Source organism: Paenibacillus ehimensis NBRC 15659 (assembly GCF_004000785.1).
Taxonomy (GTDB): domain Bacteria; phylum Bacillota; class Bacilli; order Paenibacillales; family NBRC-103111; genus Paenibacillus_G; species Paenibacillus_G ehimensis.
In genome coordinates, this window is the sequence record NZ_BILX01000002.1 from 26,136 (window position 1) to 43,494 (window position 17,359).

At 53.2% G+C, this 17,359-nt stretch carries 18 protein-coding genes; 2 read left to right on the forward strand and 16 right to left on the reverse strand.

What is annotated here, in order from left to right; translation table 11 throughout:
• Positions 1-12 precede the first annotated feature (12 nt).
• The 12 genes from PEH01S_RS01305 to PEH01S_RS01360 all read right to left on the reverse strand — a co-directional run bounded on the left by PEH01S_RS01305 (position 13) and on the right by PEH01S_RS01360 (position 11,229).
• Positions 13-801 (reverse strand): ABC transporter permease, encoded by a 789-nt coding sequence (locus tag PEH01S_RS01305; protein WP_127483674.1) that lies wholly within the window; start codon positions 799-801, stop codon positions 13-15.
• Between the two features lie 5 nt (positions 802-806).
• A complete protein-coding gene (locus tag PEH01S_RS01310; RefSeq protein WP_025852173.1) occupies positions 807-1,628 on the reverse strand; it encodes an ABC transporter permease in 822 nt (273 codons plus the stop codon).
• Positions 1,629-1,658: 30 nt separating this feature from the next.
• Positions 1,659-2,591: a nucleoside hydrolase gene (locus PEH01S_RS01315; RefSeq protein ID WP_127483675.1), complete on the reverse strand. Its 933-nt coding sequence runs from the start codon at positions 2,589-2,591 to the stop codon at positions 1,659-1,661.
• A gap of 93 nt (positions 2,592-2,684) precedes the next feature.
• Positions 2,685-3,767, reverse strand: a complete 1,083-nt coding sequence (locus PEH01S_RS01320) for an ABC transporter substrate-binding protein (RefSeq protein ID WP_127483676.1) — start codon at positions 3,765-3,767, stop codon at positions 2,685-2,687.
• Between the two features lie 244 nt (positions 3,768-4,011).
• Complete coding sequence (locus PEH01S_RS01325) at positions 4,012-4,359, reverse strand: hypothetical protein (protein WP_025852176.1); 348 nt, start codon at positions 4,357-4,359, stop codon at positions 4,012-4,014.
• A 277-nt stretch (positions 4,360-4,636) separates the two neighbouring features.
• Complete coding sequence (locus PEH01S_RS01330) at positions 4,637-4,945, reverse strand: hypothetical protein (RefSeq protein WP_127483677.1); 309 nt, start codon at positions 4,943-4,945, stop codon at positions 4,637-4,639.
• 328 nt (positions 4,946-5,273) lie between these two features.
• Entirely contained in the window at positions 5,274-6,053 is a 780-nt protein-coding gene (gene pdaA, locus PEH01S_RS01335) for a delta-lactam-biosynthetic de-N-acetylase (RefSeq protein WP_127483678.1), read from the reverse strand.
• Positions 6,054-6,156: 103 nt separating this feature from the next.
• A complete protein-coding gene (locus PEH01S_RS01340; RefSeq protein ID WP_127483679.1) occupies positions 6,157-6,978 on the reverse strand; it encodes a PfkB family carbohydrate kinase in 822 nt (273 codons plus the stop codon).
• A 31-nt stretch (positions 6,979-7,009) separates the two neighbouring features.
• Entirely contained in the window at positions 7,010-7,837 is an 828-nt protein-coding gene (locus PEH01S_RS01345) for a carbohydrate ABC transporter permease (protein ID WP_246062756.1), read from the reverse strand.
• A 3-nt stretch (positions 7,838-7,840) separates the two neighbouring features.
• The gene (locus PEH01S_RS01350) at positions 7,841-8,671 is read right to left on the reverse strand and encodes a carbohydrate ABC transporter permease (RefSeq protein WP_127483805.1); all 831 of its coding nucleotides are present in this window, start codon (positions 8,669-8,671) and stop codon (positions 7,841-7,843) included.
• Between the two features lie 135 nt (positions 8,672-8,806).
• Positions 8,807-10,090 carry an ABC transporter substrate-binding protein gene (locus PEH01S_RS01355; protein WP_127483680.1) on the reverse strand — a complete coding sequence of 428 codons (1,284 nt, stop codon included), beginning with the start codon at positions 10,088-10,090 and terminating at the stop codon, positions 8,807-8,809.
• A gap of 161 nt (positions 10,091-10,251) precedes the next feature.
• The gene (locus tag PEH01S_RS01360) at positions 10,252-11,229 is read right to left on the reverse strand and encodes an SIS domain-containing protein (RefSeq protein WP_127483681.1); all 978 of its coding nucleotides are present in this window, start codon (positions 11,227-11,229) and stop codon (positions 10,252-10,254) included.
• A 349-nt stretch (positions 11,230-11,578) separates the two neighbouring features.
• Here PEH01S_RS01360 and PEH01S_RS01365 point away from each other — a divergent pair, with 349 nt between their 5' ends.
• Positions 11,579-12,295 (forward strand): GntR family transcriptional regulator, encoded by a 717-nt coding sequence (locus PEH01S_RS01365; RefSeq protein WP_127483682.1) that lies wholly within the window; start codon positions 11,579-11,581, stop codon positions 12,293-12,295.
• Between the two features lie 329 nt (positions 12,296-12,624).
• Here the strand turns inward: PEH01S_RS01365 and PEH01S_RS01370 are convergent, their stop codons facing one another.
• From PEH01S_RS01370 to PEH01S_RS01385, 4 genes are all read right to left on the reverse strand, one after another.
• Entirely contained in the window at positions 12,625-14,082 is a 1,458-nt protein-coding gene (locus PEH01S_RS01370) for a catalase (RefSeq protein ID WP_127483683.1), read from the reverse strand.
• A 133-nt stretch (positions 14,083-14,215) separates the two neighbouring features.
• Positions 14,216-15,040: a response regulator transcription factor gene (locus PEH01S_RS01375; RefSeq protein ID WP_164827616.1), complete on the reverse strand. Its 825-nt coding sequence runs from the start codon at positions 15,038-15,040 to the stop codon at positions 14,216-14,218.
• A complete protein-coding gene (locus tag PEH01S_RS01380) occupies positions 15,019-15,411 on the reverse strand; it encodes a Fur family transcriptional regulator (protein ID WP_025852193.1) in 393 nt (130 codons plus the stop codon). The genes PEH01S_RS01375 and PEH01S_RS01380 overlap by 22 nt, the downstream gene beginning before the upstream one ends.
• 111 nt (positions 15,412-15,522) lie before the next feature.
• On the reverse strand, positions 15,523-15,999 hold the full coding sequence (locus PEH01S_RS01385) for a hypothetical protein (protein WP_025852194.1): 477 nt from the start codon (positions 15,997-15,999) through the stop codon (positions 15,523-15,525).
• Between the two features lie 231 nt (positions 16,000-16,230).
• On the opposite strand from PEH01S_RS01385, the gene PEH01S_RS01390 reads away from it, so the two are divergent.
• Entirely contained in the window at positions 16,231-16,923 is a 693-nt protein-coding gene (locus PEH01S_RS01390; protein WP_025852195.1) for a response regulator transcription factor, read from the forward strand.
• Positions 16,924-17,359 lie beyond the last annotated feature (436 nt).

The following is a 17,359-nucleotide window of genomic DNA, read 5'->3' on the forward strand; positions in this document are numbered from 1 at the left end:
TACGAGCCTCCGTTATCGTTTGGTAAAGTAAGAAAGGCCCATCAGCCTCTCGATCAGGAACATGAACACCGCCGTGAACAGCATCAGCAGCACGGAAATGGCGGCGATGGTCGGATCGAAATAATTTTCCACGTAGGTCAGCATCTGAATCGGCAGCGTGCTGATGCCCGGGCCCGTCATAAAGACGGAGATGTCCACATTGTTGAACGACTCCAGAAAAGCGATCAGAATCGCCGCGATAATCCCCGACTTGATGTTCGGGAGGACGACCTTGAAGAACGTCCCGAGCCGTCCGGCGCCGAGACTGAGCGCGGCCTCCTCGATGGCGAAGTCGAAGTTCGACAAGCTGGAGGCGATGACGCGAATAATGAACGGAAGCATGATGACCGTATGGCCGACAAGCAGCGCCGTATAAATCGGCAGATGATACGTGACGATCAGGTATTTCAGCATCGTAAACCCGAGCACGATGCCCGGGATGAGCACGGGGGAAATAAAGAAGCCGTTCAGGGCGTCTTTCCCCTTGAAATCGAAGCGGCTAAGCGCATAGGCCGCAGGCACGCCGAGCAAGAGCGCGAACAGGTTGCCCAGAATCGAGACGACGATCGACGTTTTGAACGTAGTCATGAACATTTCCACTTCGAAAATTTTCTCGTACCACTTAAGCGAAAAGCCCTGCGGCGGAAATTTCAGCACGGTTCCCGGCTCGAACGAAGCGAAGGCGATAATGACCAGCGGACCGAGCAAAAAGATATAGACAAGCAGCGTAAACAGGCCGAGGCCCCGGTTGTTCTCCTTCATCCCTTCTACCCCTTCGGATTTAAAGTGTTGGCCAGTTTGTTCATCAGGCTGATGACCACGAACGTAATCGCCATCATGATCGTGGCAATGACGGAGGCCGAATACCAGTCGTTCAGCGTGATCGCGTTCTGGTACAGGAACGTCGAGATGACGCGCTGCTTCCCTCCGAGCAGCGCCGGAGTCGTGTACGCGGTCAGGCTGCCGACGAAGACGAGAATGCTCCCGATAATGAGACCCGGCACGCTAAGCGGGATCACGACCTTGCGGAACGCGGTGAACCGGGACGCCCCAAGGCTCTCCGCCGCTTTGATCAGATCGGCATCGATGTTCTCCATGACACCGACAAGCGTAATAATGATCAGCGGCAAAAACAGGTGGATCAATCCGATCATCATCGCGGTCGGCGTATACAAAATATCGAGCGGCTCCTGAACGATCCCCAGCGCGAGCAGCGCCGTGTTGAGCAGCCCCTTCTTGCCGAGAACGATCATCCAGCTGAACGAGCGGACGACCGAGCTGGTGAGCAGCGGGAAGATGGCGAGCGCGAGCAGCACGCTCTTTTTCTTCAAGCTCTGCCGGGAAATATAGTAGGCGACCGGAAAGCCAAGCAGAATGCAGATCGCCGTCGTCACCAGACTGACCTGCAGCGTCGTCAGCAAAATTTTAAGAAAATACGGGTCCTTGAAGAAGTGCAGGTACCCGTCGAACGTCACCGTCCCTTTCTGGAAAAAGGTGGACCCGATCGTAATGAGGATCGGAGCCGCCATAAATACCGTCAGGAACAACAGTCCCGGCAGCAATAGCAAATACAGATACGATTTCTTCATCGAACGGTTCTCCTGTTCCTGGAATGGGGGCTACCGGCTCAGCGTCTGAACGAACAGCCGGAGAAAAGCGTCGGCATCCACGTCAGTGCAGACCTGAACGTTCGGCTTCTGGCCGAGCCGGTTCTGAAAATCGCAGACCGTCTGGCCGTCGCACAGCTCGCTGCGGGTTTCCACATCGACGTAATAGGGCTTCGTCGTGACCACCTCGCGGGCGAAGGCCACGCCGACGGCCAGCGGATCGTGCAGCGCGCAGGCGCGGACGCCGTTGCGTTCGGAGTAGCGCTGCATGTAATCGGCCGTGCTATGCTTCACATAGCGGCCGATCGGCGTATCGCCAAGCGCGGCGATATGCTCGTCCCTGAGCAGCGCCCGCCGGGTCACATCCAGCCCGACGAGCGTCAAGGAAGGAAAGCCGGCGCGCAGCACGAGCTTGGCCGCTTCCGGATCGACGTACATGTTGTACTCCGCCGTCGGGGTCACGTTCCCGAAGCCCGCGACGACGCCGCCCATGACGACGACCTCTTTCACGTCGTGCACAAGGCCGGGGTATTTCAGCAGCGCGAGCGCCAGATTGGTCAGCGGGGCCGTCATAATCAGCGTCACTTCGCCCGGATATTCGCGTACGCGGTCCACGATGTAGTCCGGCCCGAACCCCTCTGCCGCGCCTTGCCGGACTTCCATGTCCCGCAGCGCCCCGCCGAGGCCGTCCGCCCCGTGAATCCGGTGCTCGAAATAATGGGGACGCAGCAAGGGCCGATCGGACCCGCGGACGACCGGAATGGCCGCTTCCGCGCCCAGCAGCTGCAGGATTTTGCAGGTGTTGGCCGTCGCCTGATCCAGCGATACGTTGCCGTTGACCGTCGTGATGCCGAGCACGTCGAACTGCCCGCTTTTAACGGCGAGCAGAATGCCTAACGCATCATCCACACCCGTATCGACATCGAGGATTACTTTTCGTTTCATGCGCTCTTTCGCTCCTTTCCCTACTCCCGATATGAAAACAAGGGTACATGTCGGATCATATACCCTTGTCCAGCGTTTCGATTATGGCCGTGCTTATTGTGTAACCTCGCGGTTCCAGCGGTCGATCCAGCCCTTGAGGTTCTGGTTGACGAATTTCATATCCAGCTTGCGCAGCTTGTTCACCACGTCCGCGCCGTACGTAATGCCTTGCGCTTCCTCCGGCTTAAGCTGCAGCGTCGTGTTCACCGGCGAATCGATTTTGGACTTGGCCGATTTCTCCTGCACTTCCTTGCTTAGGTGCCAGTTGATGAAATCTTCCGCCAGCTGCTTGTTTTTGCTCCCCTTCACGACGTTCACCGTGTTCATGATAGCGTACGCGCCTTCCTGCGGCGTAACGAACTTCGTCTCCGGCACGGCGGCCTTCAAGTCCTTCACGTACATCTCCATGATCGGTCCGGCCGCGATTTCGCCTTGAGCGAACATGTTGACGAACTCCGACGTTTGACCGTAGTATTTCACGACGCTTTGATTCAGCGTCTTCAGCTTGGCGAACGCTTGATCCTCGTTGAACGTCGTGCTGCCGGCCGCAGTCGAAGCCGCATCCAGAATCATCGGGCCGCTCGTCGACGTAATGTTCGGCAGTGTCAGCTTCTTCGCCAGCTCGGGGCTCCACAGATCGTTCCACGATTTGATTTCCTTGCCCGCCGCTTTCGGGTTATACGCGATGCCGAATTGCCCGATCGTGTAGGCCGGACCGTAGTCCTCGCCAAGCGGCGCTTTGGCGATGTCGTAAATATCCTTCAGGTTCGTGAGGCGGCTGCGGTCAATCTTCTCGAACAGCCCCGCTTCGATGCCCTGCTGCGCGTAATAGTCCGAGAGGTAGATCAGATCGACGTTCGAGCTGCCCTGCTTCACCTTATTCAGGCGCTCGGCGTTGTTGCCGATTTCCAGCACGATCTTCACGTTATGCTCTTTCTCAAAGGGTGCGTATACTTCTTTCTTGAAGAAGTCTTCCGAGAAGCCCCAGGTAGAAATAACCAGCTTGGCCGGTTCCCCGCCGCCCGTTCCCGGCGCAGCGCCCTGCTCTTGGTTTCCTCCCGCTTGGCCGCATCCGGACAAAGCCAATCCAATCAGCGAAACGGAAAGCAAGCTGCGAATCATTCGTTTTTTCATCATTGTCTTCATCCTCCAGTTGGAAACATCCCAGTATCCATGATTTAAGATTTGTAGAAACGTTTAGCGGTATACTCTCATCGGCATCGGTTCTTCTTGCAGTTTATTTAAAAAAGAAAAAGCGCCCTTAAATAGAAATAAATCTTCTACGTAAGAGCGCTTTTTCTTCGTAAACAAAGATAAGGCGGCATCTATGGCCATGCATGCGGTCCGCTCGATGATAGATCAACGGCGCGGCTCCGGCCTGTTATTTCGGTTCGTTCAGAATCACATTCGTAATCGCCCACTGCGTCGCCGGGTCGTAATCCCTCAGCAGCGCTTCGATCTCAAGCCCGAACTCCTGCTCCAGCTTCTCCCGCAGCTTCTTCTTATAGATCGAAGACATGTAAAAATCGACCTCGTGCTTCAGCGTAGGCGCCTCGCCTTCCAGCGCATCCGAGCGCGGCGAACGGCGGTGCTTGGCATAGTACGTGATGATCCGGTCGTCGATTGTCACCCGCAGCAGCGTCGTTCCGAATCCGAACAAGCTCTTCGCGATTTCGTTATACAGGTGGCACAGCTTCTTTTTATTTTCGTTAGAGTCGATCAAGGGCATTCGTTCACCTTCAAGAGCAACCGGCTTTTTGTGATGCGACGTAGTTTAATAATACATAAGAATTTACGATTCTGCAAGCGATTGTTCGGATTTTTTGCCGGTAAAAACGATTTGAAATGCCTTTAATTAGAAAAAAATAGTCATTTTCCGAATAAGAGATTCGCCAGAATTCATAATAAGCCGCCATATCAACAAATAATGATGTTTTACACTCCATCGGCGCACGTTACGACAAGGTTTGCCGCAAAAGATGCGAACAAGAGCCGAGTGCAATACATCATTTTTCATTGTTTCTATTAAGGTAAATAACAAGAAAATTAACTATCGACATGATCATTACTACAATAAACATAATGAAGGAAACAGGATCGCCACCGATTGCAAGTTCATCCGAAAGAATCCCTATTTGATACGTCATAAAAGCGGATACTACTAAACAAATAAAGGAGATACTCGAAATGGCCGCTTCATTAATTGGCTTACATTGTTTTTTCCGGGATACAGCCACTATCCATGAAACGGCTTGAATCATAATAAAGAAAATATATAGGGGTCTAAAATTAGTAAAGATACTACCATCGTCCAAAGCTATTCTCCCCTCCCGTTTGTAATGATTGTTAATCCAATAGAACTTCCCCTTAAAAGAGAAGTCCCATCGTATCATATATTATGGCATAGGGAGGGTACAATCGGCGAATAGATCTGGTCTACTTGATTCCAAATTCGCTTTGTTCGAAGAATGGGAGGAGTTGCCGTGGCATCTTTCTCGAAGCAGCCCAAATTTCTCCCTTTCTACAAGAGAAAAAGCGCCGCGAGCCCTATGGCCAGGATTCGTGACGCTTGCTGCGGCGGGAGCAGCTCCCTGCACGGCATGGCAGTCCCGTAATCAGCGGGACTCCGCCCGCCCGTCTCCGCTAGTAAGACTTGACCTTCAGTTGGTCCAGACTTTTGAATTCGTAGCCCTGTTGCCGGGCAGCGTCGATGATTCGCCCGAGCGCGTCCGCGTTGTCCTTGGATACCGCGTGCAGCAGGATGACGGCTCCGGGATGAAGCTGGGCCATGACTTGGTTGTAGGCGTAGTCTGCCCCCTTTTGCGCCCTCGTGTCCCAGTCCTTGTACGCGACCGACCAGAACACGCTCGTATACCCGAGCTCCTTGCTGACGGCCAGGCTGCGGTCGTTGAAGGTGCCCCGCGGCGGTCGCAGGTAGGTCATCGTCTGCCGGCCGGTAATTTGCGCCGCGTCCGCCTTGACCTTCTCCAGCTCGTCCTTGATTTTGTCGCTCGAAATCTGGGTCATGTCGGGATGGCTCCAGGAATGGTTGCCGATCAGGTGGCCTTCGGCCGCCATGCGCCGCAGCAGCTCCGGCTGATCCTTGATATAATGCCCGGTAACGAAGAAAATCGCGGGAACCTTCTTTTCCTTCAATACGTCGAGTATGCGGGCGGTATACCCGTTCTCGTAGCCGTTATCGAAGGTCAGATACAGCTCCTTCTGCGTCGTATCTCCGAGAAAAATAGCCCCGTGCTTCTCCACAAGGGGCTTGAAGCCTTCTTCGTCGATGGAGGGGCGGCTGCCGTTCTTGCTCTTCTTGAATCCGAAATGATAAGCGCCATCCCCTGCGGTAGCCGCATGGAACGGAACGGCCGCCAGCAAACCGGCTAGCAGCAGGGTGGCGAGTGCGATACGTTTCAAGGGGTGGATTCACTCCTTCTTCTTTTTGTCAGCTTAGGAGTCAGTATCCCTCGTCCCTCGAAAAATATGTGTGCAAGCGGCCGCATGCTGCAGATTCGGCGGATCAATCCCTCTCCAACGGATGAGGGTAGCCGTAAGCGCCGTAAAAGGTGCAGGTCTTTGCCGCGCAATCCGCGGCGTAATCAAGTGCCGATTCCATCCGGCCGTGTTTGATGTACGCGGTAAGAAAACCGGCGATAAAGCTGTCGCCCGCTCCCATCGTGTCGACAACCTCGGTCGGCTTGACGCCCTGAACGTAGCGCTCGCCGCTGCGCGAGAACAAAGCTCCCTTGCCTCCCAGCGTAATACCGACGATTTCGACTCCGAGACGATGGCAAGCTTCAATCAACGGGTCGAGCTGATCATCCGGTAGGTCGGCGCCGGAGAAAAACGCATATTTGATATGAGGGCAGACCCTCTGCAAATAGTCCATGCCGACATTCGTCGAAAAGTCGAAGGAAATGTCGCACGCGGTTTTGATCTGAGCGAGTTCTCCTTCAATATTGGAATAGCAGCTGGTATGACATACGTCGAATTGGGAAATGTACTCCATGTCGTGAGGAGTCAGCCTTAAGCGAACAATGTGCTGCGCCGTATTTTTCGGGCCGCCTACGAAGATGCGATTTCCATCGACCAGTTGAACTCCGGGCGAACCGCTCGGAGCGTACACTTGCCGGGAGAGCTCGTAGGTCACGTGCTCCTGGTCGAGAGATTTCCTGATATGCTCCGCTTTCTGGTCGTTCCCGAAGACGCCGATGTACGCGCATTCGTCGAAACCGTTTCTTTTGCAATTGACCGCCACATTGACCGCGTTTCCGCCCGGATAATACAGTTGTTGATCCAGATAGCAATCGACGACATTGTCTCCAATCGCAATCATTTTCATAAATCGGCAACCTCCCATGATTCAGGCCCGATCATCCTTTCACCGAGCCTGCGGCAATTCCTCGGATAAAGTACTTTTGCATAAAGATAAACAACAGAATCAGCGGCAGCGCCGACATGACCAAGCCTGCCAGCAGCACGCCCCAGTCCGTGGATAAAGCGTCTTTAAAGCTCATCAGCCCCGCCGGAATCGTCTTGTATCTCTCGGAATCGATGAAGATGATGGCAAATAAAAATTCGTTCCATGCATAATAAGCGATCAGTATGGTCGAAGTCAAAATGATCGGAGTCGACATCGGCATGAAGATACGCCAATAAATTTGGAAAGCGGAGCAGCCGTCGATTTTCGCCGACTCCTCAATTTCTTTGGATACGCCGAGAAAGTACGAACGGATCAGCAGAACGATAAGCGGCAGCCTGAATGCGATATAAGGCAAAATTAACGCCAGGAGCGTATTGTGCAAATGCGTTTGCTGCAGCAGGATGTAAAGCGGCACGAGGCACACTTGCGGGTTAAGCATCATTCCGCCCATCACGAACAGCAGCGCCGCTCTGTCGAATCTGAAGGAATATCTGCTGAGACCGAAGGCGCACAGCGATGCGATCAGAACGACACCCGCGATCGTGCTTATCGTCACGATGCCGCTGTTCACAAAGTAATTGGCCACGCCTTTACTCCAGGCGGTCGTATAATTGGAGAACAGCCATTTGCTCGGCAGCCCCCAGACCGAGCCGAAGATTTCGTCGTAGCTTTTGAACGACGAGGCGAGCATCCAGGACAATGGATAGAGGATAACGACAACACCCACGGCGAGCAATAATAAAATGACTGTTTTACTAATGCTGAATTTGGCTGTCACGAATTAATCCCCCTTGCCTGTTCTGAAAAATAGGGTCTGCGCGAAAGCCAGAACCGCCGTGATAAGAAACATCAGCATGGCAATCGTAGAGGCATACCCCATGCTGTCTTTGAAGAATCCTGTTTGATACATATGAACCGCGACCGTGATCGAGCTTGTTCCGGGACCGCCGCCTTTCGTCATAATAAACGGTTCGTTAAAGACCATGAACGCGCCCGTGATCGTAATGACCGAAGTTACGAAGCACATCTCTTTCACCTGAGGCAGCGTGACGTTGAAGAAGCTTCTGATCTTCCCGGCGCCGTCGATTTTAGCCGCCTCGTACAAATCGGCCGGGATTTTCTGGATGGCGACGATGAACAGCATCATGCAGTAGCCGACGCTTTGCCACTGCGAAACCGCGATAACTGCATAAATCGCCGTGGAGCCCGATCCGAGCCACGGTTTCGCCCAGCTGCCGAGTCCGATCGCCTCCAGAAAAAGATTGAGCAGTCCGTCGGTAGGATGATAGACAAACGTAAACAGCAAGCAAATGACGGTGATCGAAATCACGACCGGGACAAAATAAATGGTGCGGAAAAGCGGAGAAATTTTACGGAATGCTTCGTCTTCCAATACTGCGGCCAAAATCAGCCCGAACCCCACTTGAAAAATGACCGAGATGACCGCATATTTTACATTATTGATTAGAGCGGTAACGATAACGGGGTCGGAAAAGAGCGTTTTGTAATTGTCCAATCCGATAAAGCTTCTTTTCCCCGAAAGCATGGAAAATTCCTGAAAGCTGTAAACCAGGTTTTGTATGAGTGGCATATAGACGAACAAGGCCAGCATGAGCAGGCACGGAAAAATAAACAAAAAAGGAGCCAGCTTGCTTGATTTCACTTTGTCTCCTCCGATCTTTCACCTATCAGGAGCATTGGTTTGGTAAAAACCGGCTCGCAATGCTCCCTTGTTCCGGTCGGTTCGTTACTTTGCATTTTGAAGCGATTTGGCCGCCTTCTGCACGCTTTCCATCACCTGCTGAGGCGTCATCGACTTGGACGCCATCGCTTGGCCGCCTTTCATGAAGGCGTCCGCTATGGCAATGTTGATTGCATTGTCAAGCCAAGGCGTCGTCTCGGAAGCGTTCATAATGACATCGACCGCTTCCAAAGTTCCCTTCGGGGAGTTCTCGGCGGTGGCAGAGCCTTTCACGACGGTCATCGCCCCGGCATCCTTCTGGAATTTCGCCGCATTTTCAGGCGATACGATAAATTTCACAAACTTCTCGGCGAGCTCCTGATGCTTGCCTGTATTGCTGATCATGAATCCTTCCGGAGCCCCGGTTAACGCCCCCGGATTGCCCTTGCCTTCGGGAAGCGCAGGGAAATTGAAAAAGTCGAACTCCAGCTGGGGGTTTTTCGTCAAATAGCCGAGCTCGGCAAACTGCAAATACATGACCGGCACCTTTTCCGCGATAAACAGATTTCTGGCGGCCTCGTGATCGATGGATGTCGCGACCGGCCCCATGTAAGACACCAGCTTGTCCCAATATTCAAGAACTTTTACATAGCCGGGGTCCGAATATTGCGCTGTTTCCGTCTTGTAATCCTTCGCGATGACCTCGGGGCTGAGCATCCGCTGGTTCATCGTGCCCAAGTAGTGACTGATGGCCCATGTATTTTGCAGCCCTTCCATGAGCGGTGCGTCGTATCCGGCGCCCTTCAGCTTATCAAGCGCGGCAATCAATTCGTCCCACGTCTTCGGCTTCTGTATGCCCGCCTTTTCGAACGCTTTTTTGTTATAAAAGAACGCCTTTCCGTCCATCGTAAACGGAACGCCGTAAATTTTGCCGTTAAACGTGAACGGCTTGATCTGCGATTTAATAATCGTATTCGCCCAGTTTGCATCGGAATCGAACATGGACGTAATGTCTTTAACCTTTCCGGAAGACACCAGGTTTTCCGCAAAGCTGTCGGACCAGGAAGTGAACACGTCGGGGATGTTGTTGGAAGAAACGAGCACCTTGATCTTTTCTTTGTAGCTGTCGTTCAGCACCGATTCCATTTCAACCTTCACGCCGGGATTTTGCTTCTCGAACTCCTTCACAATGTAGTTGAAATAAGAATTTCTCGGTTCGCTGGGCCAGCGGTGGAAAAATTTCAGCGTCTGTTGGTCTTTCGACCCCGTCTGATCCCCGTTCGAGGAGCTGCAAGCTGCCGTCAGTACAATGAGAACGCTTGCAAAGATTGCGACCGTTTTTCTTTTCATAGATGATTTCACACCTCCGCTAAAGATAAACTCCGTTTGGATCCGCCAATCCCCGCCTGCCGCTTCTCCGCCGCCGTTTTGGTTATGGCGGTAGTTCCCGAACCGGGAAACGCCATAACCAAAACATACGACAGCCTATCTTTTCATTCAAGCGGCAAATTTTAATAGTCCATTTTCCACATGTAACGGCGGACGGAAAGCGGATGTCCTCTAAATTCCGACAAATACTGAGCGTACTGTCTGAGCACAACGCCGGCGACCAGATTGGCGAAATAATTGCGCACTTCGGCCGAGATGCCTTCCATATCGAACGTTTCCGCATCGACGAGTACGATTTTGTCGGAGAATTTCTGGCAGAAATCGTGTGCGCGGTCGTCCATCAGACGCGTCTCGCCGATTCCTTTGATGATGATGAAGGGTACGTCGTAGTCGGTAACTTCGAACGGCCCGTGGAAGTATTCGCCGGCATGAATCGCGCTGGAATGAATCCACTGCATCTCTTGAAGAAGACAAATGGCGAACGAGTAAGCCAGCGAGTAATTGATGCCGCTCGCCATCGTGTAAATGATCGACTCCCGCTTGTACTCGCTGCCGAAAGCTTTGGCCGCTTCAAGCGTATTGGCTTTGTTTCGTTCGAACACGTCGTGAAGGCTTGTCTCGACGGAAGCCACGGCGCGGGCATATTTTTCGTTCGGATAGAGCGCATGGAGAATGCCGAAGATCAATCGGTATAAAATGCCGTAATTGTTTTCTTCCGCACGCGCCTCCGTTCCCCAGTCGTAATGCAGTCTGTATTCGGCCGCGTTCCAGAGCGGCGAGTCGACAAGGTGGGAAAGGCTAATTGTCAACGCGCCTTTAGTACGGGCAAATTCCGTCGCTTTGACGGTTTCAGGCGTATTGCCGGAATGAGAGCAGGAGATTACGACAGATTTTTCGTTAAGCGCTTTCGGAGATCGAAGAATAAATTCGTTGGACGAGTAAACAGCCGAAGGAATATCGATTTCTCTGTCAAGAATGTACTGCGCCGGGGTGAGAGTCGCCATCGAGCCGCCGCATGCAACAAAGTAAATGTTGCCGATCTCGCGTGATTTTACTGCCTCGATCGCCGCTTTCAGTTGTTGTGCATGCTCTTGATTCATAGAAATTGTAGCCTCCTGTTTGCTTATATTCATCACGTTACATTCCATAATGTATCGTATTGTAACGTGATGTACGTTATGTTACTATAGATCTTGTACAAATTCAATAGCCAAATAAAAAATATCCCCGTCTCGGATCGAACGTCATCCGTCGAACAGGCCGGGAATGGCGCGCGGGAGGAGACGACTGTGCGGCGGTGTCATTATACTCTTCCCGCGGAATGGTTTATAATGTGGGTAAGTTCTACTATCCCTGGTGCTCCGTAACGAATGTCATGCCGAGTCGGACTCAAAGGCCGGTATCCTGTACTTTAAAAAATACGGAGATTAGATTCGAGAAGGTGTAAATATGAGCAGACTGGATCAAGACAATGTTGTGCCGATGTATATTCAGTTGAAGCAAATTATTAAGGACGAACTGGCCAGCGGCAAGCTCAAGCCTGGACAGAAGCTGCCTACGGAATTTGAATTGTGCGAGATGTACTCGATTAGCCGCCGGACGGTTCGATCGGCGATTACCGAGCTTATTGAGGAGGGGCTGCTCACCCGGAAGCAAGGTAAGGGGACCTTTATCAGCTCCAACAAAATCGAAAGAGAGCTCGGGCCCATCCTGGGGTTTTCGGAAATATGCAAGCTGAACGGACTTGCCGCTTCCTCGGAGGTCATCGAGCAAAAACGAATCGAAGCCAGCCCGTCGCTTGCAACGGCAATGGGTGTTCCCGTCCATTCCGAAATCGTGTCCATCAAGCGCGTCATGATGGCCGATAACGTGCCCGTCATGCTGGACTTCACGTATCTTCCTCCCCAGTATATGTCGCTGCTGAACGAAGACCTGACGAACAAATCGCTCTATGCGACGCTGCGGGATCAATTTCACGTTGTTCTGAACAGGACTCGGAGATCGATCCAGATTGTGTTTGCCGATGCGTTCCAATCCAAACATTTGAAGGTAAAAAAAGGATACCCTCTCTTGATGATTCAGGGACCGGTCTACTCCCCCGACATGAAAGTCATCCATTACGGAGATCAATATATCGTCGGAGATAAAATAAAATTTTATATCTGACCCCCAAAACAAAAAAGCCACGATTTACGTGACTTTTCATGAGACGATATTCTTGTCTTACAACACGGCGTTTCCCCGGAGCAGCCGCTTCATGTCCAGCTCGCGGGCGGGCACGTCGATCACGCAGGCAAGCGCCGCCGCCCTTAATAAAAGCGGACGTTACGCCCTTTCCCCGACGGATCGTGGAGATCGATCGGAATAGCCGCTGCGGGCGATCGCGTCATCGAAACGCCGTCCTTAAAAGGTCCGCGGCTTGCAGGTAGAAGCGCCCTCCTTGCATGGATGATACGAAAAAAGACCGCCCTCGGTTGAGAGCGGTCTTCCCGTTTCTAGTTCGAACGCGGAATAAAGCTTTGGATATCGATGCCGAGCCCTTGCGCGAGCCGCATCCCGTACTCTGCATCCGCCCGGAAAAAGTTGCAGATGGCGCGCAGCTGGATGTCCTGGCTCGTCTGCTTCAGATCGTTGACCAGATTGCGGATCAGGTTGTCCTGCTCTTGCTTCGTATAGCTGCGGTACCGCTCGCCGGCCTGCGTGAAATCGTCGGTTTTCTCGATTTTTTGCCGGAGTGCGGGACCGGTCAGCGGCGCTTCGCTTTCCGCATAGGCCGGGTCCTCCTGTGGACTGCCGGAAGTGCTGTTCGGCTCGTAGTTAACCGTAGACGTATCCTGCTTCACGTTCATCGCCCCGTCGCGCTGATGGTTGCGGACAGGCGCATACGGGCAGTTGATTGGAATCTGCAGGTAGTTCGCGCCAAGCCGGTACCGCTGCGTATCAGGGTAGGAGAACAGACGGCCCTGCAGCAGCTTATCCTCAGAAGGCTCGATCCCCGGCACCAAGGCGCTCGGCGAGAAGGCGGACTGCTCGACCTCGGCGAAGAAATTGTCCGGGTTCCGGTTCAGCGTCATCGTGCCGATGCGGTGCAGCGGGTACGCATCCTCGGGCCATACCTTCGTCGCGTCGAGCGGGTCGAAGCCCCACCGGTCCAAGTCCTCCGGCGGCATCAACTGCACATGCAGCGCCCACTGCGGGAAGCTCCCGTCCCGGATCCGGTCGAACAAATCTCTCGTCGCATGATTGAAGTCTCGGCCCTGAACCTCCCGGGCCTCATCGGCGGACAAATTCACGACGCCTTGCAGCGATTTCCAGTGGTATTTGACGTACGTGACTTTGCCTTCCGCATTCACCCATTTGAACGCATGCACGCTGAAGCCGTCCATTTGCCGGTAATTGGCGGGAGTCCCGTGATCCGAGAACACCCAAGTCAGCATATGCGTCGATTCCGGCGACAGCGTCATGAAGTCCCAGTACCTTGCCGGGTCTTGGATATTGGTGTCCGGTGCGGGCTTGAGCGAATGAACCATATCCGGGAATTTCAGCGCGTCGCGGATAAAGAATACCGGCAAGTGGTTGCCGACGATGTCGTAATTGCCTTCTTGCGTGTACAGCTTCACGGCGAAGCCGCGCGGATCGCGGGCCGTCTCCGGCGAGCCGGTCCCATGGATCACGGTCGAGAACCGAACGAAGACGGGCGTCTCCTGCCCGGCCTCTTGCAGAAAATGCGCCTTCGTATAAGGCTTCATGCTCCGCTCGACGCGGAATACGCCGTGCGCCCCCGCGCCGCGCGCATGCACCACCCGTTCCGGGATACGCTCCCGGTCGAAGTGGGCCAGCTTCTCCAGCAGATGATAGTCCTCCAGCAGCGTCGGTCCGCGGCGGCCGGCCGTACGCGAATTTTGATTATCCCCCACGGGGGCGCCTTGATTGGTCGTCAAACGATGGTCCATAGCTTGATCTCACCTTCCAAATTGAATTTAGACTTGATCTAAGTTATGAACTCATTGTACCATCGCTGCATGACGGAATCATGAGCTTTCCGTGAGGTTTTCATGAAGATCGGATGAAGCGGGCGGCCGACTGTTAGTCGGCCAGCCGATATCCGACCCCGCGCACCGTTGCGATGTACTGCGGTGCGGCGGGATTGTCGCCCAACTTTTTGCGCAAGCTTTTCACATGAACGTCGACGACGTTGCTGCCGCCGGCAAACGAGCTGCCCCAGATGCGATCCATGATCTCGTCGCGCGACAGCACGGCCCCTTCCGCTTGAAGCAGCATCAGCAGAATTTCGTATTCCGTCTTCGTGCATTCGATACGGCTGCTGCCGCGCATAACGGTCATTTTCTTGGTATCGATCTGCAGATCCTTGAAGCTGCCGACGCTGTTCTCTTCTTCCGCATCGGCCAGGCCGCTGAGCTTGCGCTCGATCCGGTACATGGCCTCCTGCAGACCTGTCGGCCAAGGCAGCAGTTCCCCGAGCCCGGTGAAGCCGCTATCCGCCAGCTCCCGCTCGCCGCCCAGCAGCACCGAGCGGGCTTGCTTCTTCGGATCGGAAGCAAGCGCCTCCCGGATGCCGGCCACGCCTTCCCAATCCGCCGTTGTCACATCGAATACGAACAGATCGACGGCCAATGCATTCATAACCTGGGACTCGAACCGGTGAAACACAAGAACGTCGTAGCATTCGCCCGCCAATCCATTGATCAGCGGATGCAGCGAGCCGGGGAACGGACTGATCACGGCTACGCGCTTCGTTTGGGCGCATAGGAAAGGCCTCGTGCTCCCCGTCTCTCCTGTGCTTGAAGCCGTAGGCGCCGCTGGCCGCTCCGCGTCGGCCGTTCCGGTGCCCTCCGTTTGCGAATAGGTGATCCGCATAAGCGGCTGCATTACGCTTTCGGATGTTTGCATGAATAGCATACCCCCTCGAAGACGACTTGGCTGTGATGCACGTCGTAGTTCGTTTTCGCTGCAACCTCCCTAATCCATTCGGCCGGCGGCGCGGACAGCACTTCGTCTACCCGCCCGCACTTCGTACACACAATATGGTAATGGTCTTCCGTCCGTCCATCGTAACGGCTAGCGGTTTCCCCCAGCTTGAGCTCTCGAATCAGCCCCGCATCCGTCAAGTACCGAAGCGAGTTGTACACCGTGCCGTAAGCAAATTGGTGGCCGTTCATACGCAGCCGCTCCATAATCTCGGCGGCCGTCGGATGATCGTCGCAGCTTTGGATCAGATCGAGGATCGTTTTGCGCTGCGTGGTTAAATTCAATCTGCTCATCAGGCTCACCCCTTCAATAGTATTTAGACTTAGTATAAATTTAATTGGGGTGAAGGTCAATAGAAGAAAATCGAATAGGCCTGCCGGAGCCGACCTGCGCGGCTCTCCCGTTTATTTTAATAGACCCCGTTGGTTCAGCAGGTCATACCAGCCATCCCTGCCTCCGATTTCGACGTATTTTTCACCGAACACATAGCTTTCCAAAAACTCATGAAAATCTCCGTAATGCCGGATTTTCATTTCCGTTCCCGGATCGCCGGTCAAACAACAGATTCGTCCGTTCTGTTTATTTATATATAACGGATAAGGCTCGATCTTCCCGATGCATACCCATTCTTTGAATCCGCCAGGCATATCCGCTACGGGAAATTGATAGTCCGTCAGCTCTTTTCGGCCAAAAAGGATAACGCTTCCGCACCTCAAAGACGAATACTCGTTCAAGAACTCGTGATAGGCTTGCAGAGCGTCCTTCTTTACGTCCGGGTCGGGATCGGACTCTTCCCGGATCTCCCCGATTACCAAATAAAAAGGGTCTTCTTCCAGAACATGCTTCATGAAGTTTATTTTTTCTCTGGTTATTTGCCGCATGTGCTTGACTCCTAATCTCTAAATTTAGGTTCGCGCGTTTCGTCTTCTATCATTTTATCGCACTATTCCATATTTCTCCATATACGAACACCTTTGATTTATCCGTTTCCCCGGCATCGTAAGAAATTTGTAAGAAATCAGGTAGCTTTTTTGACAAAAGTCTCCTTTAATATAGACATATGCGCTTGCAAGCAGCCGTAAATCCGAATGCAGCATTCAAGGGGAACAATTATGCAGAAGTACAATGTGCTGGTGGCCGACGACGAACCCGAGATTCGAAACGCCATCGAAATCTATTTGAAGAACGAGAACATGAATGTGTTCAAAGCGAGCCATGGCCTGGAGGCTTTGGACATTCTGGAGAAGGAAGATATCCACCTGATCATTCTGGACGTCATGATGCCCGGGTTGGACGGTATCCAAACGACATTCAAAATTCGTGAAAGCCGCAATATTCCGATCCTTATGCTGTCCGCTAAATCCGAGGACACGGACAAAATCCTGGGGCTGACCGTCGGCGCGGACGATTATTTGTGCAAGCCCTTCAATCCGCTGGAGCTGACCGCACGGGCCAAGTCCCAGCTTCGACGCTACACCCATCTGGGCCATTACAAAGCGAGCGAGGACGAGATCGAAGTCCGGGGCCTCGTGCTGAACAAACGCAGCAAAACCGTCTTGGTGGATCAGGAGGAGGTCCGGCTGACGGCGACCGAATATAAAATCCTTGAGCTTTTAATCGAGCATCGGGGCCGTGTGTTTTCGATAGAGGAGATTTATGAAAAGGTATGGAAAGAGCCGTATTTCAACGGTGAAAATACGGTAGCGGTGCACGTGCGTCGAATCCGCGAGAAAATCGAGATCAACCCGCGGGAGCCCAAATATTTGAAGGTGGTGTGGGGCATTGGTTACAAAATCGAGAAGTAAGCTCGTCCCTTGGCTGGCTTGGGGCTTGCTCTCTTACCTGATTGCGCTAGGACTGCTCACAGCCTCGGACGTGCTAAAGAATCAGGAATATCTTCAAAAGGACTACTACTTTCGCTCCTCGGCCTTCTACGAGCAGCTTGAGCAGCATTTCAATCTGTTTCGGAACGTTCATGTGATCTATAACCATTGGGAGGATAAGACGGATACCGAGAAGATCGGGCAGGCCCGGATGGAGCAATGGACCCGGCATTTTGAAACGATGAAAAACATCGAGGTCGAGCAAAGAAAGGCAGAGGTGCAGGATCAAATCGGGAAGCTTCAGAAACAGCTGGCCAATGAAGTACAGAAAGCCAAGGAAAAGCGGGAACATGTCGCCAATTCCGCAGAAGAGGCGGGAGGGGAGCCGCCCAAGGCACAAAGGCAAGACCCGCAGAGC